Raw genomic sequence first — 23,374 nt, 5'->3', positions numbered from 1 at the left:
TGGAGAAGGCCCGGATCATGCCCGCAACTGCGCGGGGACACCAAGCACTGGCCCGGCCTCAGCCAGCCGCTGGTCAAGCGTATACACTGTGGCGCCCTGCTCCGACGCGATGGCGAGATGCAGCGCGTCTCCCGCACGCAGCCCAAGAGCATGCTGATCAGCGAACCTCGCCGCCGCCCGGAACTGACCGCCCGTCACGGGCAGCATGGTGAAACTCTCGGCGACGAGCTTGTTGAACATGGCGAGCGCCGCGGCGCGCGGCTCGAGGGCGATCTGTCCGGTCCGCAGCTTGATTGCCAAAGCCGACGACATCTCGGTAAAGGTCCAGTCGCTGTTCAGGAGCCGCGCCGGGTCCTGTTCCGCCAGCCAGGCCTGAACGCGCGGCGTCATTGCTTCGTTGGAGAGCGCCGCAACGATCAGCGACGTATCGAGATAAAGCTTCAGTAGCGATCAACATCCCGCATCGAACGCACGAGATCGGCAGCACTCTGGGATTGGGGCGGCATCGCTGCCGTCAGCAACTGAAGCAGTGCCGCATCGATCGGCTTGCGGGGCCTTTCCACCGCAGTGAGCCGAGCGACTGGCTTACCGCGACGGGTGATGTCGATCGAATCGCCCGCTTCGACCAGTTCGACCAGTTCGACCAGTTCGCTCAGATGGGCTTTGGCATCCGCCAGATTGATCACATGCCTGTCACACTCCTGACCATGTAGATAGTCATGTAGCAGATCGAGCTTAAGAATTCCAGCAGGAGGTTTGCCGATGCGGCATATTGATTTCGTCGATTTTGACGGTACTTTATCAGGTGAAAAAAGATGCGAGGTTTGAGGTCTATGTCTCACCGCGAAGCGGTCGATAGATACCGATAGCTCACAGAATTTTTTCCACACTGAGCTTCCAAAAAAATCCAACAAAATCAACATGATATATTTGGACGACCCCGGTCACGGCGCTGCGGACCGAAACGGAATCTTTCCGCAGTAAAATCAATTCCTTACGACGGAAAAATATCCAATAACAACGGGGCTGTCCAAGGCAGCCTCATTGTCGCTTGACCTTCAGCTTTCCACAGGCTCGCCAGAATTCTTCGCCAGCCTGACCGCCAACAGTTCCGGCCCGAGCGCTTCCAACAGCGGCGAAGAGGCAAGGATACGGGCCCGTAGCGCTTCGCCCTCGGGATGATCGGCCAGGATGGCCGCGGCGGCTTCGTCCAGAACCAGGAGATCTGCGGAATAGACGACGGTCCGCTTGCGCGTGGCGATCGTCTCCACCTGCAGGCGGCTGGCCCAGCCGAAGGCATCACCGGGCGAGATATGGCGGAGCGGACGGTCGGGCGCGTTGGAGAGGAAGCGCTGCCGGTCGAGCGCATCGGGAATGCGCGAGGCGAGCGCGTGGTAGAGCAGGTAGGGATCCGTCGTCAGGCTGCCATAGTGATCAGCGAGCGTGAAGGCGACGGGGCCAAGGAACAGCGCAGCCTGCCGGGCGATGTGGCGGATCGCAGTGGGCGGAATGAGCGGTAGCCGGTTGGGTCCAAAAACCGCACCCAGGATTGGCGCCAGTTCCGCATCGAGATCGATCTCGTGGCTCAGCACCTCCTCATGGAGGCCCCCGTCGACGACGAAGCCAGCCAGTTGCGGCGGCACGGTTTCGCCGGGGCCGAAGCGCAGAAGCCGGCCAAGTCCGGCCAGGTTGCCAAGGAAGGCCGGCGACTGCGGCAGCGCGGGTGCGATCGCGTCACGGCTCTCGCCGGTCATCGGGATGTCCTGGCGGTCGAAGGCGTACCACAGCGCCGTCAGAACCCGGGAGGCAAGCGATGTCGTATCGATGGGCTTCGTCGTGTAGCACCGCAGTGCGTAACGCATCGTGCCGGTCTCCGGCTCCGGGCCGATCAAGACGACGGACGACAGCGGATCCTCGGCGACGCCGGGAACGCCGCGGTCGAGCACCTCCTCCGCCACCTTGAACACGCGCATCGGCGGGATCCGGTCCGGCACCAGGAAGGATACCGCCGTGCGCACCGACTGGCCGCGCCGGACCACCTCCACCGCATCCGTCGCCAAGGTGCTGTTGGGCAAGACAATGGAACTGCCATTGGGCGTGCGCAGGAAGATCGAGCGCCATTTGAGCGCCACCACCTCGCCCTCGACCGTGCCCTTACGGATGAAGTCTCCTACCCGGAGCGGCCGCTCCAGCTCCAGCGACAATCCGGAAAACAGGTTTCCGAGCGTGTTCTGCAGGGCAAAGCCGAGCACGAGGGAGACGATGGCCGATGTGGCCAGCAGGCTGGTGATGTCGAAGGCCATGCCGTAATGCAGCCAGACCAGCATGGCGGCAATGTAGATCACGATCGAACTCATGACCTTGACGAGATCCGTCGTACGGCTGTTGCCGTCGGAATCGTCGACCAGGGTGCTGACCAGCACTTCGACAAAGCGTGCGACGCTGAGCGCCGTTAGGAAAGAGGCGGCGTCGCGCAGCACCGGCGCCCAATCGGCGCTGTCGGGCGCCAGCGTGACGAAGAGCAGCCAGACCAGGGCGGTCGCGGCGACCAGCAGCGCCGAAAGGAGATAGCTCATGGCTCTTTCTTCCTGCCGCCGAGATCCGGGAAAAGCCGCAGGGCCTCGTTGAGGCTGATGCGCAGGCGCGAGATCGACTGCTCCAGATCATAGAACTGGCCGTTCATCCGAACGCGCGGTTCGGCACCTTGCCAATCGGCACCGAGGCTGGTCTCTATGGTCTGGCGGGTGATGGATTCAAGCGGATGGGTGACATAGCGCCGCAGAAGCAGGAGGAAGATCGCCAGCGACAGGGTAAAGACGCAGGTGAGCGCACCGATGGTGACCGCCAGGCTCTTGGCCGCCTGGCCGTTCGGTCCCGCCACCGGTACCTCGATCAGCTGCATGCCGATCACATCGCCCATCTTCCAGCCGAAACCGTTGTTGCCGTATTTGGCCACCATCGAGGCAGGAGCCACCTCCGGCGTGGAATGACATTGCAGGCAGGCTTCGTTCGGCATGCGCAGGGGCCTTGCGAGATAAAAGCGGCGTTCACCCGCCTGGCCCACTTCGCCGGACAGTTCCTTCAGCTCGGCATCGTCCTGGAAATTCTGCAGCAGTGTGACTTCCCAATCATTGGCCCGGTCATCGATATTGGTCGGGTTGAGCGAGGCCTCGCGGTAGCGATAATCGGGGAACCTCTCCCGCAGAATGCCAAGCGTGGTCTGAGCGCCGTAGGAAGGCACCATCTGCGGGTGGAACTCATCGTATCCCAGCGCCTTGACCAGCGGCGCCACCTGGCTGCTCGTGTAGTTGCGCATGGCGATGCCCATTTCCAAGAGGACACGGGATTTTTCGTTCACCTCGCTGCGCGCCTGGCGAAATTCCAGCGTGTAGGAGATATAGCCGGCAATCAGCAGGCCGAAAACGAAACAGACGGCCAGGATCAGGCCGAGACGAAATTCTATGCGCATTGTGCCTCCGGAAGCCGCGCGTGCGACTGGCATACCGACAAGACATGTCGTTGCGATGCAGCATAGCTGTTGACTGGCCCGTGGCAATCTGTGGCGCCGTCCAAATGTGGGCATTTTTAAAAGAGGCAGGCGGTCCGCAAACCAGGTTCAAGGAAACCCCACGTTCGATGCGCCAATCCTTCACTTTCGGACGCGGCGGACACCACCGTGACAGTGTGCCGCTTGCGAACATTCCGTGGTTTGATATTTCAGTCTCTGTGCGTCGGAGCTTCCCGCCGCGTTATCCGCCCCGTATCGACAAGGACCGATCCCATGGCCGCCATGATCTACGGCATTAAGAATTGCGACACGATGAAGAAGGCCTTGGCGTGGCTGAACGATCATGGGGTCGCCTACCGGTTTCATGACTACAAGGCGTCGGGCATCGACCGCGCGCATCTGGAAGCCTGGACCGCCAAGGCCGGCTGGGAAACGGTGCTGAACCGCGCCGGCACGACCTTCAAGAAACTGCCCGATGAGGCGAAGGTCGACCTCGACCAGGCCAAAGCGATCGAGCTGATGCTGGCCCAGCCGTCGATGATCAAGCGTCCGGTGCTCGAGGCAGACGGCACGCTGCTGATCGGCTTCAAGCCGGAGATCTATGCCGCCGAGTTCGGGGCGTAGCGATGTCGAAGACCACGCGCGCCACGCAAGCTCTCACCAAAGCCGGTATTGCCTTCACCGTCCATACCTATGACTACGATCCCCATGCCGAGCGGATCGGCATGCAGGCGGCGGAAGCGCTTGGCGAAGATCCGGCCCGGGTGCTGAAGACGCTGATGGCCGAACTGGACGGCAAGCCGGTCTGCGTCGTGCTGCCTTCGGACCAAGAGGTCAGCATGAAGAAGCTGGCGGCGGCGCTCGGCGGCAAATCGGCGGCGATGATGAAACCGGCGCTGGCCGAGAAGCTGACCGGCTTCGTGGTCGGCGGCATCAGCCCGTTCGGCCAGAAGAAACAGGTGCCCACAGTTATCGAGATCGCCGCGCTCAGCGAAGAGTATGTCTACATGAACGGCGGGCAGCGCGGCCTGCAGGTGCGGCTCGATCCCAAGGATGCATTGAAGGCACTAGGGGCTATTGCCACGGCAATCGTCGCCTGAACAGTTACGGCGGTGTTTTCCCGTCTTCAATCTTCATTTTCGCCGCAAAGCCCATTAAGTCTATGCGCACCATAACCAAGATAGTGGCAGATCCCCATGACAATTGCGCCCGATTTCTCCAAGATCGTCGATCCCGTCAAACTCGAAAAACTCGGTGAAGTGGCCGTGAAGGTCGGACTGCAATTGCAGAAGGGCCAGGATCTGGTGATCACCGCGCCGCTGGCCGCCTTGCCGCTGGTTCGTCACATCACCAAACATGCCTATATGGCCGGTGCCGGCATCGTCACCACCTTCTATTCCGACGAGGAAACAACGCTGTCGCGGTATGCCCATGCGCCGGACGAGAGTTTCGACAAGGCATCCGGCTGGCTCTACGAGGGCATGGCGAAGGCCTATGCCGGCGGGGCGGCGCGGCTGGCGATTGCCGGCGATAATCCGATGCTGCTGGCCGGCCAGGACGCAGCCAAGGTGGCGCGCGCCAACAAGGCCAACTCGATCGCCTACAAGCCGGCGCTCGAATATATCTCCAACTTCGACATCAACTGGAACATCTGCTCCTATCCCAATCCGTCCTGGGCAAAGCTGGTCTTCCCGGATGTGCCGGTGGAGATGGCTGTCGCCAAGCTCGCCGATGCGATCTTTGCGGCCTCGCGCGTCGACCGGGCCGATCCGATCGCTGCCTGGCAAGAGCACAATGCCAATCTGCGCAAACGCTCCAGCTGGTTGAATGGCGAGCGCTTCGAGGCCCTGCATTTCACCGGCCCCGGCACCGATCTGACGGTGGGGCTCGCCGACGGCCACGAATGGCATGGCGGCGCGTCGATGGCCAAGAACGGCGTGACCTGCAATCCGAATATCCCGACCGAAGAGGTTTTTACAACGCCGCATGCTCTGCGGGTCGAAGGCACGGTCTCCAGCACCAAGCCGCTGTCGCACCAGGGCACGCTGATCGACAATATCCAGGTGCGGTTCGAAGCCGGCCGGATCGTCCAGGCCAAGGCATCGCGCGGCGAGGAAGTGCTGCTGAAGGTTCTCGACACGGATGAGGGCGCACGGCGGCTCGGCGAAGTGGCGCTGGTGCCGCATTCCTCCCCGATCTCGGCGTCCGGCATCCTGTTCTACAACACGCTGTTTGACGAAAATGCCTCGTGCCACATCGCGCTCGGCCAGTGCTATTCGAAATGCTTCCTGGACGGGGCATCGCTCAGCCAGGAGCAGATTGCCGCGCAGGGCGGCAATTCCAGCCTGATCCATATCGACTGGATGATCGGCTCCGACAAGGTGGATATCGACGGCGTGCGGGCCGACGGGTCAAAGGTGCCGGTGATGCGCAAGGGTGAATGGGCCTGACTGCTGTCGAGGTGGCCGGCGGATATCCGCCGGCGTCGGAGCACGCTTCAAGGTCGGATCAACGATAGTAGACGACCTTGCCCCCGCTTGCGGCCGTCTGCACCCAGATGACATTGTGGATGGCGATCTTGCGCTGAGCAAGCGCTTCGCGCAGGGACGGATCCTGGCTTGCTTCGGCTTGAGCCTGCGTGATGCGGGCCGTCGACGGATAGAGAGCGGCCGACGGCAAGACACCGTCGTCATCATGGCGCGACATGCGGATCTGATGGGTCGTGACATTGTCGTTGTAGATCTTGCCGAACAGGATGGTCGACAGCTGCGACTGCTCGGCAAGGACAGGCGCAGCGGTAAACGTTGCCGTCAGAACGCCGGCCATCACCGCAATGGTGGTTCGTCTCATGATGAAATCTCCTTCATAGGGTGGGCAAGGCCCGCACGCCTTCACATGACATGGGAATTGGGTCCAAACTTTGAAAGGGCGGATCCTTCAACTGTCGATGATGAGAAATGCGCGCAAACAACCCGGCCAGATCATCAGTAGGCCGAGCGACCGGTTGCTGCCTACCTATTTTGCGCATTTCCAACAGGTCAGCGACAAGCCATTCCTCGTCACAAGGACGTGGCGCCCGCCCGTCAGAACAGGCTCCCCTGCCCGGCCGGCGGATCGGCTTTTTTCGGAGGTCTTGCGGCTGTGAAGGCCTTGGCAGCGCTGGGCATGCTGCCGGCAAGTTGAGCGCCATCGCCCGCCCCCGTTACGGCCGCGATGCGTCCGTCGGCGAATTCGATGGCGACGGCCGCGCCACTCTCCAAGGCGGCGGCGCGCGATACCGGACGATCCTCGGCATCGCGCACCACGGCATAGCCGCGCATCAGCACATTCTTGTAGGACAGCGACTGCAGCATGCGGTCATGGGCCGTCACCATCTGGCGGCGCTGGCGGGTTTCGCCGGCCATGGCGGCATCGGCGCGTTGCGCCAGGCTCGACAGCCGGTCGCGGGCCCGGCCAAGCTGCGAGGAAAGCCGCGACGGCAGGGCGCGAAGGGCTGCATCGGCGCCGTCGACGCGGGCGCGAAGCCGGCCGATCTGCCGTTCGATGATGCGCTCGGCCGTCGCCGCACGCTCGTTCAGCCTTTGGCGACGCTCGATGATACGTCTCGCCAGCATGTCGGGCGAGAGGCGCGCTGACGCCCGCTCGAAGCTGCGGCGCTTGTTCATGGTGTTGAGTTCGAGGCTGCGCCCGAGTCCGCCGGCCGCCTCATCGAAGCGACGGCGGGGCAAAGCCAGCAACTGGTCGAGCGACGGCAAGGCGCGGGCCAGCGCCCGCAGATTCTGGCGGCGCTGATCCATCTGCCGGTTTGAGGCACCCGACAGGCGGGCCGACAGATTGGCAATCTGCGCTTCGAGGTCGGCTTTGACCGGCACCGCCATTTCGGCTGCCCCCGTCGGCGTCGGAGCGCGCACATCGGCGGCGTAGTCGATCAGCGTCCAGTCGGTCTCGTGGCCGACGGCCGAGATCAGCGGAATGGCGCTGGCCGCTGCTGCCCTCACCACAGCTTCGTCGTTGAAGCTCCACAGGTCTTCGAGACTGCCGCCGCCGCGCGCCACGATCAGCACATCCGGACGGGCGATCGGACCGCCCGGCTGAAGCGCATTGAAGCCGTTGATGGCATTGGCCACCTCATCGCCCGAGCCCTCGCCCTGCACCTTGACCGGCCAGACCACGACATGCACGGGAAAACGATCGGCGATGCGGTGCAGGATGTCGCGGATGACGGCGCCGGTCGGCGAGGTTACGACGCCGATGACGCGGGGCATGAAAGGCAGCAATTGCTTGCGCGCCGGATCGAACAGGCCCTCGGCGGTGAAGCGGCGCTTGCGCTCCTCGATCAGCGCCATCAGCGCGCCGGCGCCGGCCGGCTCGATGGTGTCGATGACGATCTGGTATTTCGAAGATCCTGGGAAGGTGGTGATACGGCCTGTGGCGATCACCTCCATGCCCTCTTCCGGGCGATGCTTCAGCTTGGAGAAGCTGCCCTTCCAGATCACCGCGTCAATGCGCGACTTGTCGTCCTTCAGCGCAAAATAGGCATGGCCCGAGGAATGCGGACCGCGATAGCCGGAGATTTCGCCGCGCACCCGCACATGGTCGAACGCCGTCTCGATCGTCCGCTTGATGGAGCCGGACAGTTCCGAGACGGTGAATTCGGCGACATTGGTGGGCGAATCATCGCTGAAGAAATTAGCCATGGGAGTTTGTAGCCGATCCATCGCATTCGTGCAGCAGGGGGCTCGCCGTTCGGAAAATTTTCAACGGGGTTTTCCCCCTTGACTTGGGCTGCGCGATAATCGGCGGATGCAGACGTTCACCCCCAATGGAGTTGTCCATGACAGACCGATTTTCCAATGTTCAGCCATCGCTTGCCGGCCCGGCCTTTTCCGGCTTTCCGATCACGCCTGACGATGATCTCGACCTGGCGGAAACCACGCGCGCCATCTATGTCGGCCAGGGCGGTGACCTCGCCGTCACGATGGTGTCCGGCGCATCCCTGATTTTCAGCGATGTTCCGTCCGGCAGCCTGCTGCCGCTTCGGGTCAGCCGCGTGCTTTCGATCGGCACGACCGCCAGTTCTCTGGCAGGTCTGGTGTGAGCCTAAAGGCGTGTCATTGCGGGACAGTCGCGGGTCCGCCAGGCTGGCCGGACTGTCCCAAAGGCCCTCGCCGAATAAGCGATGCGTTAATAAAAGTGGCCTATTGTGCACGCTCAAGGTTACAGAGGAGCCGATCGAGTGGTTTTTGTTACGGCTATGACAATTGGAATTGCTGCGGCATCGATGCGCAGCGCTCTCGCCATTGCCCTCGTTGCGGTGCTGATCGGCGCGACCTTTGCGCTGGCGGCCTTCCTGTCGACCGGACCTATAAGCTTCTCGCCCCTGCTGATCGCCATTGCCGGCTATAATGTCGGATTGCTCGACCTCGTCGTGGCACTGTATTTCTTCGAGCGGCAGCGCATGGCCTGACAGGCCAGAACCACAGCCCAAACTCCCAAGACCGCTCCCGCCGCCCAGCCTATTGGCTTGCCGGCGGCTTGACCGTGAAGAGTGTCAGGCCGGAATCATCGACCGCCGGCAATGGCTGGAGATAGGCAGGCACCTCTCCCCGCTTCAAGGTCGCATAAAGCCCATCCGGCTTCAGATTGACGAGACGGCCGGTCTGCGGATCCGACGGGCAGAAGGCGATGATCGACACGCCACCGCCGCGGATGAAGGCCTCGGCCTCCGTAGGCGTGGCCAGGCCGATATGCAGTTCGGTCAGCATGCCGCCCTGGTTGCGGTGATATGGGGCAGACAGGACACGATGACCTGTAAAGCGCAGGATCGGTGAACCGCTGCCGGAGGGAGCCGCCACCGTTCCGGGCGGCAGGAGAGCCAGTTGCCGAAGCGCCTGCCCCGAGATGCAGTCGGCCTTGGTGGAACCGGAACCAAGAACCCGACTTTCGCGGGCCCGATTGGTAAGACCGGCCGTGCCTTCCGACAGGAAGACCCCACCCAGCGCCCAGACCGCGGGGACCGCCAGCAGCACGCTCATCACATAGGTAAACCCGGCGCTCAGATCGTCGGGATCCTCGGCCGCGCGTCCCCTGAGGTCGATGATCAGCAAGGACAGCGGCAGGACGGCCAGTAGATTGGCAAATACCGCGCCGCGGACCTGGACAAGGGCGATGATCCAGCACACCGAAATCAGCGCCAGCAGAATGGCATGCAGTTCGGCGCGATCCTTGCTAAGGGCGCGAAACAGGCAGATCGCCATGGCAAACAATCCGACCGCATAAAAGCCGCCGAGCGAACCGGGATCACGGTGGGCCTGACCGGCAATGTTCTGCGCTTCGGTGACACCGTTCAGCCACAGGGACACCAGCATCGGATCGAGATCGCTGAGCGGATTGCGCAGGCAATGCGGGGCAAGGACCAAAGCGGAAACGACGAGCACCGCGCCATCCGCCAGCAGAATGGCAAACCGCATGTTGCGCCCGAGGCGGCTGGCGAAGATCGACGAGAGAAACAGCAGCGAACCGCCGATCGCCGTCATGCCGTAATAGCCAAGAGAGAGGCTGTCGCAGGTGATGAAGGTGTAGAGCCGCGGCGGCACGGTTGAAAAGAAGATCAACGAGACGACCAGCGACACCGTCAGCGCAAAGGCGGCGGCGGCGGCGCGGAATGTCTCGCCATGCCAGGCCCATAACACGGCAACGACCAGGCAGACGGCTGCCACCAGCGGCGTCGTCTCCGCGCCGATGGCCAGCGCCAGGGCACAGGCCGCCCCGGCCAGCGCAAAACTGGCAACGCGATAGGCAGTGTCAACCAGCATGGCCGCGATGAAGGCGACCAGCACGAGCTGCACATTGTGATGATCGATGGCGCCCGGCAGAAAGCGATTGCTGGTGAGGATCAACAGCGCCGTCATGCCCAGCGAGACATGCATGACCTTGGGCCCGCCGATGCGAAACCCAGCCAGCGCCATGCTGGCCATGAGCGGCACGATGAGGAACAATGGCCAGACCAGCAGCGCCGCCGCTTCGGCGCGCTCGGGCGGCAGGACAAGGCCGAAGCCTGTAATCAAGCCGGCAATCGGCAGGTCGATCAGCCGCGACCAGTGCATCAGCACGCCGCCGTCGAGGCCAAGCCGATACTGGGTCATATCGAACCAGTTCTGGCCGGCCAGGAAGTCGCGCACCTCCACCAGCCGCATCGCATCGTCGTTGTCGGCTCCGACATAGTCGGTTGCAAAGGGCAGGTTGAAGAGCGCAATCGCCAGGATGACGGCAAGGCAATAGAGCGGCACGGCCAGTTGCGGGCGCGACCACAGGGGCTTGCTGCGCATCGGATGCGCCAGTTGTTCCACCATAGACCCAGCTCCCGAACGTCACGCGGATAGTGCCGAAACATCCCGTGGCGATATTTTTTCCAATCCGGTCGGCCCCCGAAACCTAGCCTTAACCTTATCAAGAAATAGTAAAGCCTCTCCGGCTTACGTGATGGGTCGGCCTGTCACCATTGTTTCGAGTAAAGATCATGAGCGCAGCTGACTATCCTGATGTGGCCGTACTTCTGCCGTGCTTCAACGAAGCTTCGACGGTCGGTGCGGTGGTGCGCAGCTTTCGTGAAACGCTGCCGAATGCGCGGGTCTATGTCTATGACAACAACTCCACGGACGGAACGGCGCTGCAGGCCATGCTGGCTGGCGCAACGGTGGTGCGCGAACGCCGCCAGGGCAAGGGTCATGTGGTGCGTCGGATGTTTGCCGATATCGAGGCCGACATCTACCTGATGGCCGATGGCGACGGCACCTATGCGCCGGAGGACGCCGAAGACCTGATCCGCACATTGCTGACCGAGCGGGCCGACATGGTGGTGGGCACGCGGCGCGGCGTGCGCGACGATGCCGGACGCAACGGCCACGCCTTTGGAAACCGGCTGTTCAATCGACTCTATCGCTTTCTGTTCGGTGCCGATTTCACCGATATCCTGTCCGGCTACCGCGCCTTTTCCCGTCGCTTCGTGAAGAGCTTTCCGGCCGTGTCCGGCGGTTTCGAGATCGAGACGGAAATGTCGGTGCATGCCTCGCGCCTCAAGCTTCCGGTCTGCGAGCTGGAACTCGATTACGGACGGCGGCCGGAAGGCTCCCATTCCAAGCTTTCGACCTTCAAGGATGGCGCAAAGATCTTGTGGATGTTCGCCATGCTGATGAAGGAAACACGGCCTTTCGCATTTTTTGGCGTGTTCGCAGCCGGCCTTCTTGCCGCCAGCCTGGTCTTCATGGCGCCGGTGCTGTTTGAATATTTCACCACGGGCCTCGTCAGCCGCATGCCGACATGGGTGTTCTCGATGGCGCTGATGATGATGTCGTTCCTGTTCTTCACGGCGGGAACGATTCTTGATTCGGTGGCGCGCTCGCGGGCCGAGCAGCTTCGCATTCACTATATGGCCCAGGCGCCGGCCAAAAAGCCCGTCGCGGCCAGAACTGCCGTCAGCAAATCGCCAAAGCGCCCCAAGGCTGACGCCGCCTGAGAGCATTTCCGATGCTGCGGTTCGCACTCTTTCTGTGCTTCGGCTTTGCCCTTGATGCAGGGCTGCTCCGCGGCCTGCTGTCGCTGAAACCTTTCGGGCCGATCACCGCCTGCCTTTTGTCGATGGCGGCCACGGTCGGCCTTTGCTGGCTGTTCTTTGGCCTGCTGCGCGCCGGACAGGTCGCCGCCATCAGGGGGCAGGGCTTTCGCTACGCATCGGCGGGGTCGATCTCGGCGATCGTCAGCGTGCTGCTGTCGGTCGCACTGCTGACATCGCTGCCGACGATAAACCCGCTGACGGCCCAGGCCCTGTCGGGCCTGGCGGCGATTGCGTTCGGCCTGTTTGCCTATTCGCGCTTTCTGCGCAACCGCTGAAAGCGCACGATCTCAGACCGGCTCCCAGCCGTCCTTGTCGCTCGCCCTGTAGATGGCGTCGATGAAAGCCTGGTTGGCCTTGGAGTTTTCCAGCGTGACGATCTCCTGCACTTCCCCCTGCGCCGCGCGCGCAAAGGCCTCGGCCTCGCGCTTGTACTGGCGGCTGTCCTGGAAGCGGAAAATCTGCGATTCCGTATGGGAGCGGTTGGACAGTTCCAGCTCTTCCGCACCCCAGCGGTCGGCATTGAAGGGCGAGCGCACCTCAATGAAACCTTCGGTGCCGTGGAACACCATGGACTGGCGGTTGGCCATCTGGGTGGAGATGTAGAAGCTCATTTCGAAATCGCCGAAATCCGCCTTGACGCTCGAATAGATGTCCGTGCCGAATTCCGGATCGCGCTCGGTGACGGCCTGAACCCGCAGCGGCTCCTGGCCGGTGGCAAAACGCGTTGTGATGGCCGGGTAGACGCCGATATCCGGCAGTCCGCCGCCGCCCAGTTCCGGCACATTGCGCATATTGCCGGGATCGCGGTTGAAATAGGTAAAGACGCCCTGCACATGGCGCAAACGGCCAACGGCACCGGCCTGCAGCAATTCCCGCACCTTGTGCCAGACGGGGGTGTAGGTGACCATAAAGGCCTCCGAGACCAGCACCTTGTTGCGGTCGCGTGCCGCGATCACCTGGTCGATATCGGAAGCCTTGAGCGCAATCGGCTTTTCGCAGAGCACATGCTTGCCGGCATCGGCGGCCTTGATCGACCACTCGATATGCTGCGAGGTCGGCAGCGGGATATAGACAGCGTCGATCAGATCGGACGCCAGCATGTCCTCGTAGGAGCCGAAGGCATGCGGCACGCCGAAGCGGTCGGCCATGGCGCGGGCCTTGGCGATGTCGCGGCTGGCCACGGCGGTGACGACGCAGTTCTCCGCATCCTGAATGGCCGGAACGACGAGTTCACGACCGATCTTGGCGGTCGACAGAATTCCAAAACGCAGCATTGGCTTCCTCCTACAGATTTTGGCCGGACATTAGGCGAAGGAATTGAGGCGTGCAATGCGCCGCCGTTCCGGCACTTTACGAATGCTGCCTCGTGTTTGGCCTAAAATGTCCTCTCTTCGTCCGAAGACCTGCTTTTGCGCTTTGAATGAAGGGATACATTGCGATATCGTTCCAACCCAACGGAGAGCTCAAAATGTCCGCAGACAAATCCGCACTGATCGTCATCGACGTGCAGGAATCCTTTCGCCAATGCCCGTTCTGGACCAATGACGACCTTTCAGGCTTCGTCGAGAAACAGCAGGCGCTGATCGACGGGGCACGGGCCGCCGGCATCCCGGTCGTGCAGGTCTTCCATGTCGACAGTGACGGTCCCTTCACGCTGGAAAGTGGTTTCGTGCGCACCCTGGCTGAACTTTCGGTGCCGGCGGATGTCACCTTCCAGAAGAACGTGCACTCGGCCCTGATCGGCACCGGCCTTGAGGACTGGCTGCGCGAAAGAGGTATCGGCCACCTGATCATCTCCGGGATCCGCACCGAACAATGCTGCGAGACAACCACCCGCAATGCGGCGGATATCGGCTTTAGCGTGGATTTCGTCAGCGAGGCCATGCTGACCTTCCCGATGACCCACGCGTCGGGCGTGACATTTTCGCCGAGCGACATCCGCACCCGGACAGAGCTGGTGCTGGAGGGCCGCTTTGCCCGCATCGCCACCGTCGAGGAGGCACTGGCCGCCGGAAAGCTGGCCGCTTGACGAAACCGGATGACCCCATGCCGGAGGTCATTCCGGTCTATACCCTCCTACCTCCGCAGACCCTGCTGATCGACGTGGCGGGGCCGATGGAAGTGTTGCGCTATGCCAATGCCGAGCAGCAGGCGATCCGGTTCGAGTGCCGCTACATTTCCGCGCAACCCCGCCAGACAACCTCGATCGGGCTGATGCTGGACGGTCTGGAGCCGCTGCCGGATACCCTGCCGCACGGCGCCATGCTGGTGATATCCGGCAGCCTGTCGGTGGGAGAAAAGGAACTCGGCACCGATCCGGAATTGCGCGGCCTCACCGCCTGGCTGTCGCGAGCGGTGACGGCGGACATGCGGCTGGTGACGATCTGCTCGGGCGCGCTGCTGGCGGGTGCGGCCGGTCTGCTGGAGGGGCATGCCTGCACCACCCATGCCGAATGCATCGACGAGTTGAAGGCGCTCGCCCCGACCGCGCAGGTTCTGGAAAACCGGCTCTATGTCGAGGACGGCAATCGGCTGTCCAGCGCCGGCATCTCTACCGGCATCGACCTGATGCTGCACATCGTCGCGCGGCTGACCAGCGCCCAAGTGGCGCTGGCGATCGCCCGCAAGATGGTCATCTATCTGAGGCGCAGCGGTTCCGATCCGCAACTGTCGCCCTGGCTGTCGGGCCGCAACCATATCCATCCGGCCATCCACCGGGTGCAGGATGCCGTGATGGGCGATCCGGCGCGCGACTGGAGCCTTGGCGAACTGTCGCGCATCGCTGCACTCAGCGAGCGGCACATGACGCGGCTGTTCCGCGAGCATAGCGGCTTTGCGGTGACGGCCTATATCAACACGATCCGGATTGCGCTTGCCCGCGATCTGTTGTCGCAGAGCCGTTTTGACATGGAGAGTGTGGCCGAGCGCGCAGGCTTTTCGTCAACCCGGCATTTGCGACGCGTGTGGTCCGAGCATCATGCGGCACCGCCGAGCCAGTACCGGCGCGACCATCGCCATGAGGCCTGAACCTATTCAAGGATTTGAATGGTCTATCACGAAACGGATTGCTAGGGTCGGCCATCAATCGTCCCGTGACAGGCATTGCAAAAAGGAAACAATCCCATGCAGATGCGCGCCCTTGGCCGGACCGGCCTTTCCATTTCGCCTGTCGTGTTCGGCGGCAATGTGTTCGGCTGGACCGCCGACGAGAAGACCTCGTTTGCGTTGCTCGACGCGTTTTTCGATGCCGGCTACAACGCCATCGATACGGCAGACGTCTATTCGGCCTGGGTCGACGGCCATGAAGGCGGCGAAAGCGAAACGATCATCGGCAAATGGCTGAAGCAGGGTTCGGTGGCGCGCGACAAGGCGGTGATCGTCACCAAGGTCGGCTTCGACAACAGAGGCAAGGTGACCGGGCTTGGCAAGGACTGGGTCGCCACGGCGGTCGAAGCGTCGCTGCGCCGCCTGCAGACCGACTATATCGACCTTTACCTGGCTCACAAGCCCGACCCGAATACGCCGCATGAGGACACGCTGGCCGCCTTTGCCAAGCTCAAAGAACAGGGCAAGGTGCGCGCCGTCGGCTGCTCCAACTACGGGGCCGACCTTTTAGCCGACAGTTTGACCGCCGCCGCCCATGCCGGCCTGCCGCGCTACGATGTCATTCAGCCGGAATACAATCTTTACACCCGCGGCACATTCGAAGGCCCGCTGCGCGACCTGTGCATAAAGGAAGAGATCGGCGTGATCAGCTATTACGCCCTGGCGGCCGGCTTCCTGACCGGCAAATACCGCGAGATTGGCGATGCCGAGGGCAAGGCGCGCGGTTACCGGGTCGGCGACTACCTGAACGACAAGGGCCGCCGCATCCTCGCCGCCCTCGATCTGATTGCCGCCGAGACCGGCACGACGCCTGCCGCCGTTGCCATCGCCTGGGTGGCCGCCCGCCCCGGCATCACCGCACCGATTGCCAGCGCCACCAGCCTTGGCCAACTCGACGCGATGATCAAGGCGGGAACGCTGGAACTGTCGCCGCAGGCCATGACGCTTCTCAATGAAGCCGGAGCGTGAGGATAGCATGACCCTGGACATTCGCGACCCCCTGCCCGGCGACGAGGCCGACTGGCGTCACCTCTGGGCCGGTTATCTCGCCTTCTACAAGGTGGATCTGGCCGAGCATATTACCGCCCATACCTGGTCGCGCATTCTCGACCCGCAGTCGCGCGTCGCCATGCGGCTGGCCTTTGTCGATGGCGAGATGGCCGGCTTTGCCATCCACCACTGGCACGATTCCACCTGGGAGATCACGCCGGACTGCTATCTGGAAGACCTCTATCTCGACGCGCGCTTCCGCGGCCAGGGCGTCGGCCGGGCGTTGATCGACGACCTCATCGCGCTTGGCAAGGCAAAAGGCTGGACACGGCTCTACTGGCACACCAACCACGACAATGCCACCGCCCGCAAACTCTACGACCGCTACACGCCGGCTGACGGATATGTGCGCTATCGGGTGGCACTCGCCTGACGGATCAGCCCCGATAACGGAAGAAATCCACAAAGGCCCGCAGTGCCGGGCGCATCTGGCGGCGTGACGGGTAGTAGATATGGAAGCCGTCGAAGGGTGCGCACCAGTCGTCTAGCACCCGAACCAGGCGTCCGGTCTCCAGCTCGTCTGCGATCCGCTGATCGAACAGATAGGCGAGGCCGGCGCCGTTCAGGGTGGCTGCCAGGATCAGCCGATCGTCGGACAGCACCAGCGGCCCGCCGACATCGACCACCAGCGCCTTGCCGTCCTTCTCGAATTCCCAGCGGTAGATCCGGCCGCTTGAAAAGCGCCGGCGAATGCAACGGTGACCGATCAGTTCGCGCGGATGGACGGGGCGCGGGCGTTGCTCGAAATAGCCGGGTGCGGCCACCACCGCGCCGCGCCAGGGACCGCTCGCCTTGACCGCAATCATGTCGGCCTCCAGGTGCTCGCCCAGCCGCAGACCGGCATCGAAGCCCTGCGCGACGATATCGTCGAAGCTGTCGTTGGCGACCAATTCCAGCTCGATGTCCGGATAGAGAGTGAGAAAATCGCCGAGCCTTGGTGCGATCAGATGCTCGACGGCGAGCCTTGGCAGAGTAATCCGCAAGGCGCCGGCCGGATGATCCCGGCTTTCGGCAAGGGCTGCCAGTGCATCGTCGATATCGGCGAGCGCCGGCGACAGGGCATCGAGCAGGCGCCGGCCTTCCTCGGTCGGCGCGACGCTGCGCGTGGTGCGGGCCAGCAGCCGCACGCCGAGGCTGGTCTCCAGCGAGGTCACGGCATGGCTGACGGCGGACGGGGCTATGCCCAGTTCCTCGGCGGCCTTGCGAAAGCTGCGGCCCTCGGCAACGGCGGCCAGAACGGCGAGCTGCGAAAGTTGAATCCGGTTCATTGTTCTATCTGATAGAACAAGCCAAGACCGGTTGCACCTATTATCGACGAACTCCTGCCGCGCTATCTTGCCCTCATCGCCGCGGCCTATCAATAGTGGCAAGTGGCGATCGATAATGAGAGGTATGATTTCATGAAGACACGCAAACTCGGTTCAGAACTCACCGTTTCCGCCCTTGGCCTTGGCTGCATGGGCATGAGCCACGGCTATACGCCGACCGGTGACGAGGCCAGCTCACTGGCGACGCTCGCCCGTGCCGTCGAGCTTGGCGTTACCCTGTTCGACACCGCCGAAATCTACGGACCCTTCACCAACGAGATCCTGGTCGGCAAGGGTTTGAAGGCCTATCGCGACAAGGTGCAGATCGCCACCAAGTTCGGCTTCCGAATCAATGCGGCCAACCCGAATGATGCCAGCGGCGCCGGCACGGATTCACGCCCCGAACATGTGCTAGAAGTGGCAGAGGCTTCGCTGAAGCGGCTTGGCATCGAGGTTATCGATCTGTTCTACCAGCACCGCGTCGATCCCGCCGTGCCGATCGAGGACACGGTCGGTGCCATGGCCGATCTGGTGCGCCAGGGCAAGGTGCGGGCGATCGGCCTTTCGGAGGCCAGTGCCGCAACGCTTCGGCGCGCCCATGCAGTGCATCCGATTGCCGCCATCCAGAGCGAATATTCGCTGTGGACCCGCGATCCGGAAGAAAACGGCGTGCTTGCGACCTGCCGCGAACTCGGCATCGGCTTCGTGCCCTTTTCGCCGCTTGGCCGCGGCGTGCTGACCGGCGCCCTGAAGACGCTCGACGGCATGGCCGACAACGACTTCCGCCGCTCGCTGCCGCGTTTTCAGGCCGAGAATTTCGACGCTAACCTGGCGCTGATCACCGCTCTGGAACAGATGGCAGCCGACAAGGGCGTCACGCCGGGTCAACTGGCGCTGGCCTGGGTGCTGGCCCAGGGCGACTTCATCGTGCCGATCCCCGGCACCACCAAAATCGCCAATCTGGAAAAGAACGTCGCCGCCGCCGATATCGTGCTGTCGGCGGAGGAAGTCCAGGCGCTCGGCGATCTGTTGTCGCCGGCCAAGGTGGCGGGGGCGCGCTATCCGGAACGCATGGCGAAAATGGCGGAGCGCTGATACCAGGCTGATCCGACCTCAGCCTTTGGCGCGCCGTGCCTCCAGGGCAATGTGTTTGCTGGCATAATGCGAGCGCTTGTTTTCGTACATCAGGTCGTCGGCGCGCTTCATTAAAGCTTCCATGCTCTCGCCCGGCTCGCTTGTGGCCATACCGATCGAGACGCTGAGAAGGGCATCGGAATAGAACTGGTTGTTGATCTTCAGGATCTCGTTGATGGTATCAACCATGCCTTGCGCGGCCTGCCGGTCCGCGCCGGGCATCAGAACCGCGAACTCGTCGCCACCGATGCGCGTCGCATGGTGGGGCGCCTTGACGACGCTGTTGAGCACTTCGCCGAAGCGCCGAAGAAGCGCATCGCCGGCATCGTGGCCGCGCTGGTCGTTGGCCTCTTTCAGACCATTCAAGTCGATGACGATGGCCGAAACCGGTCGCAGCGACTTGCGCTCCAGCCGGTTGAGCTCATCGGTAAAGAAGGCGCGGTTGTGGAGCTTGGTCAGGATATCGTGCTTGCCGAGATATTCGAGATAGGCCTCGGCCTTCTTGCGGGCGGTGATATCAGTCAGCGACACCTGGACCCGTGACCAATCGTGTTCGTGGCCGGGGAAGACCGCGAAGTTGAGCAGGATATGCCGCACGCTGCCGTCGAGCGCGTAATTCACCACCTCGCGGCTGTGATAGAGGCGGTTTTCCCAGAGGTCGTTCAACTGCTCGCGGAACGGCTTTTCCATCTCGTCGCGGAAGACCTCGCCCTGGCGGAGCAGCAGCGTCTGGCGATCGGGTGCGCAAAACAGGTCGAGCGTCGCCTGGTTGACATCGAGCACCCTGATTTCCGACATGCACTGCCGGACAAATTCGGGATGCACGTCGGTGAACACGCGGAAGTCGACGATGCCGCGCGAGCGGACATCATCGAGAAGCGCGTGAATTCCGCTGAAATCCTCAATCCACAGCGAGATCGGCGAATGCATGAAAACGCCTTCTGCGTAGCGCCGGTTTTCCAGCTCGGCGCGCCTGGCATCTTCCCGGGCCGTAACGTCCTCGGTGGTGATCAGCAATTGTGCCAATGTCTGTTCATAACCGGGCAGGACGGAGCCGCGCAGCTGGATGTCGAGCCTGCGACCCGACAGGGTATAATTCACGGCCGTACCGGCAAATTCCGTCTTGCCGTCCCACAGCGCCGCCAACTCGTTGATGTGGGTTTCCAGCATGTCATCGCGGAAAATCCGGCCCAGGTTGCCGGTCAGGTGATCGAGATCGGACGCCTCGAACAGGTCCAGCGTCCGCCGATTGACCTGGAGAATGCGGATTTTCGAGGAGCACTGGGCGACGCGGGTCAAATCCTGCTTCAGGAAGGTGCGGATATCGATCACACCGTCGGCACGCCAGGCCTCGAACTGGGCTTTGACGCCGCTGAAGTCCTCGATCCACATCGCAATTGGTGCGAGTTCGAAAATGTTCGCGTCCACAGAACCGATCATGAAAATATCGCCCGCCTGAGAAAAATCGAGTTGAAAAGCTTTTGGCCATCGGGATGTCGGCGCAGCCTATTCACTATTGATTAAATCTCTGTTGACCGGCGATCGTCGCAATTTGGGCCAAACGAGAGCGGCGCTTGTGCCGCTCTCGTCGTGTTTTCTCCGGTCAGGCGCGCAGACTGCCGCCCGTGGACTTTTCGACATTGCCGACGATCTTCTTGGTCAGAATGTCGAAATCCTCGTCGGTCAGCGTCTTGTCGGCGGGCTGGATCAGCACCTCGATCGCCACCGATTTCTTGCCTTCGCCGACGGAGGGGCCTTCGAAAATGTCGAAGACGTTGACGCCGGTCACCAGCTTGCGGTCGGCGGTGGTGGCCGCCTTGATGAGGCTGCCTGCCTCGACCGTCTTGTCGACGACGAAGGCGAAATCGCGCTTGACCATCTGGAACGGCGAAAGCTCCAGCGCCGGCTTGGTGCGGGTTGCCTTCTTCTTCGGCTCCTGCATCGCATCGAGATAGATCTCGAAGCCGCACAGCACACCGCTCACATCCAGCGTTTCGAGGGTTTTCGGATGGAATTCACCGAACGTGCCAAGCACGACCTTCGGACCCATCTTGATCGTGCCGGAGCGGCCGGGGTGATACCAGGCAGGCCCGCCCTGTTCGACCTGCACATTGGCCATCGGCAGTCCGCAGGCTTCGAGAACGGCCAGCGCATCGGCCTTGGCGTCATAGACATCGACCGGCTTGCCGCCGCCCTTGGTGGCATTGGACCACAGGCGGCCGGCACCGTTGATCGAGGCCGTGCCACGGCGGATGCCGCCGGCAACGCGACGCTGGCCTTCCGGCCTGTCGCTCTCATAGGTGCCGGACACTTCGAAGATCGCCACATCGCCAAAGCCGCGGTCGGCATTGCGCTGGGCGGCCGTCAGCAGGCCGGGCAGCAGCGACGGACGCATGTCGGACATATCGGCGGCAATCGGATTGGCGAGCTTCAGCTCGGGCTTGCCGCCGCCGAACAGTTTTGCATGCGGCTCAGAAATAAAGGACCAGGTGACAGCTTCCAGCATGCCGCGGCTGGCGAGCGCTCGCTTGGCGCTGCGCGTGCGGATCTGCAGCGTCGTCAGGATCTTGCCATTGACCGTGCCCATGGCGGCCAGCGGTTCCGGCTTGATATGGTCAACGCCGTGAATGCGCATGACCTCTTCCACCAGGTCGGCCTTGCCGTCCACATCCGGGCGCCAGGACGGCACCGAGACCGAGACGCGTTCCCCGTCGCCGCTGACACCGAAGCCGAGGCCGGTCAGGATCTGACGGCTCTCCTCGTTGGAAACGGTCAGGCCGGTCAGGCGCTTGACTTCTGAAAAGGGGAAGTCGACGACCTTCGGCTCATAGCCTTCGTAGCCGACGACTTTCGCTTCCGCCGCCGTGCCGCCGCACATCTCCAGCACCAGCTCGGTGGTGCGCTCCAGGCCCGGCATCATATATTCCGGATCGACACCGCGCTCGAAGCGATAGCGCGCATCGGTGATAATGCCGTGGCTGCGGCCCGTCTTGGCGATGTTGATCGGATCCCAGAGTGCGGATTCGATCAGCACGTCGGTGGTGGTCTCGTCACAGCCGGAATGCTCGCCGCCCATGATGCCGCCGATCGATTCCACGCCGTTATCGTCGGCAATGACGACATTGGCCGGGTTCAGCGTGTAGGTGCGGCTGTCGAGCGCCAGAATGGTCTCGCCGTCCTGCGCGCGCCGCACCACCAGATCGCCCTTGACCTTGTTGGCGTCGAAGACATGCATCGGCCGGCCCTGGTCGAAGGTCATGTAATTGGTGACGTCGACCAGCGCCGAAATCGGCCGAAGGCCGATGGCGAGCAGCCGAGCCTGCATCCATTTCGGGCTCGGACCGTTCTTGACGCCGCGCACCAGGCGATAGGCAAAGCCCGGGCAGAGCTTTTCGTCGTCCAGCACGATCTTGACCGTGACCGACGTATCGCCTTCGACCTTGAAGGACGGCGCCTTCGCGACTTTCAACCGGCCTAGGCCGGAGGCGGCCAGATCGCGGGCGATGCCGTAGATCGAGGTGCAGTCCGGGCGATTGGGCGTCAGGTTGATCTCGATGACGGGATCGTCAAGGCCGGCATAGGACGCGAAGCTCGTGCCGACCGGCGCATCGGCGGGCAGGTCGATGATGCCGTCGTGATTGTCCGACATGTCGAGCTCTTTTTCCGAGCACATCATGCCATGGCTTTCGACACCGCGGATCTTGCCGACCGCGAGCGTCACGTCGATGCCCGGCACATAGGTGCCCGGACGGGCAAGCGCCCCGACCAGACCGGCACGGGCATTGGGCGCGCCGCAGACGATCTGCACCGGCTTGCCGTCACCGGCATCGACCATCAGAACCTTGAGGCGATCCGCCTCCGGATGCTTTTCGGCGGAGAGCACCTTGGCGATCACGAAAGGCTTATAGGCCGCCTTGTCATCGACATGCTCGACCTCAAGGCCGATCGCGGTCAGCCGCATGCAGATCTCGTCGAGCGTGGCGTCGGTATCAAGGTGATCCTTGAGCCAGGAGAGTGTGAATTTCATTTTTTTACCCTTGTAAAATCAACTGGGTTTTCCGGCAGGCTCCGAGCAACCTCGAAGAGTTTTGCCAGAAGGAATGCATAGCCGCGCGCATCATCTATGGCCCGATGCGTGTGTGGTTGGTGACCAAGCCAATCCGCCGGCACATTAACACCGGCATCATGCGGACTTGTTCTACCGAAAACACCAGATGTGTAGGTGCCTATATCAAGCGGACTTGCATTGAAAATGCATCGTCCCCAGTAGCCGACATCCAGCACAAAACAGCCTGCAAAGGCGCGCAGGTAGGTATCGATCCAGACGCCATCGAACATAAGCGGCCGAGCGGCGAAAGCCCTAATGCCGGAATAGGCCTCAACCCAGTCCGCATATCGGCTCATCACGATTTCAGGTTCTTGCGGATTGGTAGTGGCGGCAGACCAGGCCTCTGGCTGACCAGACCACCATTTCATGGTCCGTTCATCTGCAACCCGATCAGGTCTCGGCTTCAGAACACCCTCAAACTCACCACAAAGAGCACCGTCGTCTCGCAGCACAACGGTTGCGAAACTCAGCATCGAATGCTGTGCCGGGTCGGGGCCATCTGTTTCAATGTCAGTGACGAAGTAAAAGGCTGGTGATGTCGTCATTGA

At 62.5% G+C, this 23,374-nt stretch carries 24 protein-coding genes; 12 read left to right on the top strand and 12 right to left on the bottom strand.

Translation table 11 applies throughout. The annotated features are described in order from the left end of the window. Positions 1 to 15 precede the first annotated feature (15 nt). The 4 genes from HGO38_RS09655 to HGO38_RS09640 form a co-directional block, all read right to left on the bottom strand. Positions 16 to 444 (bottom strand): type II toxin-antitoxin system VapC family toxin, encoded by a 429-nt coding sequence (locus HGO38_RS09655; RefSeq protein WP_284739372.1) that lies wholly within the window; start codon positions 442 to 444, stop codon positions 16 to 18. Further along, positions 441 to 686: a type II toxin-antitoxin system Phd/YefM family antitoxin gene (locus HGO38_RS09650; protein ID WP_250955693.1), complete on the bottom strand. Its 246-nt coding sequence runs from the start codon at positions 684 to 686 to the stop codon at positions 441 to 443. Before HGO38_RS09650 ends, HGO38_RS09655 begins: the two co-directional genes overlap by 4 nt. Before the next feature lie 372 nt (positions 687 to 1,058). Continuing rightward, a complete protein-coding gene (locus HGO38_RS09645) occupies positions 1,059 to 2,576 on the bottom strand; it encodes a mechanosensitive ion channel family protein (protein ID WP_250955660.1) in 1,518 nt (505 codons plus the stop codon). Continuing rightward, positions 2,573 to 3,469 carry a Tll0287-like domain-containing protein gene (locus HGO38_RS09640; protein ID WP_250955659.1) on the bottom strand — a complete coding sequence of 299 codons (897 nt, stop codon included), beginning with the start codon at positions 3,467 to 3,469 and terminating at the stop codon, positions 2,573 to 2,575. Before HGO38_RS09640 ends, HGO38_RS09645 begins: the two co-directional genes overlap by 4 nt. Positions 3,470 to 3,781: 312 nt before the next feature. On the opposite strand from HGO38_RS09640, the gene HGO38_RS09635 reads away from it, so the two are divergent. The 3 genes from HGO38_RS09635 (at position 3,782) to HGO38_RS09625 (ending at position 5,958) form a co-directional block, all read left to right on the top strand. Next, on the top strand, positions 3,782 to 4,132 hold the full coding sequence (locus tag HGO38_RS09635; RefSeq protein ID WP_250955658.1) for an ArsC family reductase: 351 nt from the start codon (positions 3,782 to 3,784) through the stop codon (positions 4,130 to 4,132). 2 nt (positions 4,133 to 4,134) lie between these two features. Continuing rightward, positions 4,135 to 4,608, top strand: a complete 474-nt coding sequence (ybaK, locus tag HGO38_RS09630; RefSeq protein WP_250955657.1) for a Cys-tRNA(Pro) deacylase — start codon at positions 4,135 to 4,137, stop codon at positions 4,606 to 4,608. 96 nt (positions 4,609 to 4,704) lie between these two features. Then, complete coding sequence (locus HGO38_RS09625) at positions 4,705 to 5,958, top strand: aminopeptidase (RefSeq protein WP_250955656.1); 1,254 nt, start codon at positions 4,705 to 4,707, stop codon at positions 5,956 to 5,958. A 58-nt stretch (positions 5,959 to 6,016) separates the two neighbouring features. Here the strand turns inward: HGO38_RS09625 and HGO38_RS09620 are convergent, their stop codons facing one another. Both HGO38_RS09620 and xseA read right to left on the bottom strand, forming a co-directional pair. Next, positions 6,017 to 6,358 (bottom strand): hypothetical protein, encoded by a 342-nt coding sequence (locus HGO38_RS09620; protein WP_250955655.1) that lies wholly within the window; start codon positions 6,356 to 6,358, stop codon positions 6,017 to 6,019. Between the two features lie 233 nt (positions 6,359 to 6,591). After that, a complete protein-coding gene (xseA, locus tag HGO38_RS09615; RefSeq protein WP_250955654.1) occupies positions 6,592 to 8,205 on the bottom strand; it encodes an exodeoxyribonuclease VII large subunit in 1,614 nt (537 codons plus the stop codon). A gap of 137 nt (positions 8,206 to 8,342) precedes the next feature. On the opposite strand from xseA, the gene HGO38_RS09610 reads away from it, so the two are divergent. After that, positions 8,343 to 8,606: a spike base protein, RCAP_Rcc01079 family gene (locus tag HGO38_RS09610; RefSeq protein WP_250955653.1), complete on the top strand. Its 264-nt coding sequence runs from the start codon at positions 8,343 to 8,345 to the stop codon at positions 8,604 to 8,606. 156 nt (positions 8,607 to 8,762) lie between these two features. Then, positions 8,763 to 8,975 (top strand): hypothetical protein, encoded by a 213-nt coding sequence (locus HGO38_RS09605; RefSeq protein ID WP_284739363.1) that lies wholly within the window; start codon positions 8,763 to 8,765, stop codon positions 8,973 to 8,975. 49 nt (positions 8,976 to 9,024) lie between these two features. On the opposite strand, the gene HGO38_RS09600 is transcribed toward HGO38_RS09605, so the two are convergent. Next, on the bottom strand, positions 9,025 to 10,860 hold the full coding sequence (locus HGO38_RS09600) for a hypothetical protein (protein ID WP_250955651.1): 1,836 nt from the start codon (positions 10,858 to 10,860) through the stop codon (positions 9,025 to 9,027). Positions 10,861 to 11,027: 167 nt separating this feature from the next. On the opposite strand from HGO38_RS09600, the gene HGO38_RS09595 reads away from it, so the two are divergent. Further along, a complete protein-coding gene (locus HGO38_RS09595) occupies positions 11,028 to 12,023 on the top strand; it encodes a glycosyltransferase (protein ID WP_250955650.1) in 996 nt (331 codons plus the stop codon). Between the two features lie 11 nt (positions 12,024 to 12,034). Continuing rightward, the gene (locus HGO38_RS09590; protein ID WP_250955649.1) at positions 12,035 to 12,397 is read left to right on the top strand and encodes a GtrA family protein; all 363 of its coding nucleotides are present in this window, start codon (positions 12,035 to 12,037) and stop codon (positions 12,395 to 12,397) included. 12 nt (positions 12,398 to 12,409) lie between these two features. On the opposite strand, the gene HGO38_RS09585 is transcribed toward HGO38_RS09590, so the two are convergent. After that, positions 12,410 to 13,396, bottom strand: coding sequence for a Gfo/Idh/MocA family protein (locus HGO38_RS09585; protein WP_250955648.1), 987 nt, complete (start codon positions 13,394 to 13,396; stop codon positions 12,410 to 12,412). A 194-nt stretch (positions 13,397 to 13,590) separates the two neighbouring features. Between HGO38_RS09585 and HGO38_RS09580 the strand changes: the two genes are divergently transcribed. The 4 genes from HGO38_RS09580 (at position 13,591) to HGO38_RS09565 (ending at position 16,650) form a co-directional block, all read left to right on the top strand. Further along, positions 13,591 to 14,151, top strand: coding sequence for an isochorismatase family protein (locus HGO38_RS09580; RefSeq protein ID WP_250955647.1), 561 nt, complete (start codon positions 13,591 to 13,593; stop codon positions 14,149 to 14,151). 17 nt (positions 14,152 to 14,168) lie between these two features. Further along, positions 14,169 to 15,149: a GlxA family transcriptional regulator gene (locus tag HGO38_RS09575; protein ID WP_250955692.1), complete on the top strand. Its 981-nt coding sequence runs from the start codon at positions 14,169 to 14,171 to the stop codon at positions 15,147 to 15,149. A gap of 96 nt (positions 15,150 to 15,245) precedes the next feature. Further along, positions 15,246 to 16,196: an aldo/keto reductase gene (locus HGO38_RS09570; protein WP_250955646.1), complete on the top strand. Its 951-nt coding sequence runs from the start codon at positions 15,246 to 15,248 to the stop codon at positions 16,194 to 16,196. 7 nt (positions 16,197 to 16,203) lie between these two features. Then, the gene (locus tag HGO38_RS09565) at positions 16,204 to 16,650 is read left to right on the top strand and encodes a GNAT family N-acetyltransferase (protein WP_250955645.1); all 447 of its coding nucleotides are present in this window, start codon (positions 16,204 to 16,206) and stop codon (positions 16,648 to 16,650) included. Between the two features lie 4 nt (positions 16,651 to 16,654). Here the strand turns inward: HGO38_RS09565 and HGO38_RS09560 are convergent, their stop codons facing one another. Continuing rightward, positions 16,655 to 17,545 carry a LysR family transcriptional regulator gene (locus tag HGO38_RS09560; RefSeq protein WP_250955644.1) on the bottom strand — a complete coding sequence of 297 codons (891 nt, stop codon included), beginning with the start codon at positions 17,543 to 17,545 and terminating at the stop codon, positions 16,655 to 16,657. Between the two features lie 132 nt (positions 17,546 to 17,677). Between HGO38_RS09560 and HGO38_RS09555 the strand changes: the two genes are divergently transcribed. After that, on the top strand, positions 17,678 to 18,679 hold the full coding sequence (locus HGO38_RS09555) for an aldo/keto reductase (RefSeq protein ID WP_250955643.1): 1,002 nt from the start codon (positions 17,678 to 17,680) through the stop codon (positions 18,677 to 18,679). 18 nt (positions 18,680 to 18,697) lie between these two features. Here the strand turns inward: HGO38_RS09555 and HGO38_RS09550 are convergent, their stop codons facing one another. The 3 genes from HGO38_RS09550 to HGO38_RS09540 all read right to left on the bottom strand — a co-directional run bounded on the left by HGO38_RS09550 (position 18,698) and on the right by HGO38_RS09540 (position 23,371). Then, positions 18,698 to 20,158 carry a sensor domain-containing diguanylate cyclase gene (locus HGO38_RS09550; protein ID WP_250955642.1) on the bottom strand — a complete coding sequence of 487 codons (1,461 nt, stop codon included), beginning with the start codon at positions 20,156 to 20,158 and terminating at the stop codon, positions 18,698 to 18,700. Positions 20,159 to 20,321: 163 nt separating this feature from the next. Beyond that, entirely contained in the window at positions 20,322 to 22,745 is a 2,424-nt protein-coding gene (gene pheT, locus HGO38_RS09545; protein ID WP_250955641.1) for a phenylalanine--tRNA ligase subunit beta, read from the bottom strand. After that, a complete protein-coding gene (locus HGO38_RS09540; protein WP_250955640.1) occupies positions 22,742 to 23,371 on the bottom strand; it encodes a 3'-5' exoribonuclease domain-containing protein in 630 nt (209 codons plus the stop codon). The genes pheT and HGO38_RS09540 overlap by 4 nt, the downstream gene beginning before the upstream one ends. Positions 23,372 to 23,374: the final 3 nt, after the last annotated feature.

The organism is Rhizobium sp. CG5 (assembly GCF_023701945.1).
Lineage (GTDB): Bacteria > Pseudomonadota > Alphaproteobacteria > Rhizobiales > Rhizobiaceae > Allorhizobium.
The sequence above is the reverse complement of the archived record's forward strand: the minus strand, read 5'-3'. Positions and strand labels throughout refer to the sequence as shown.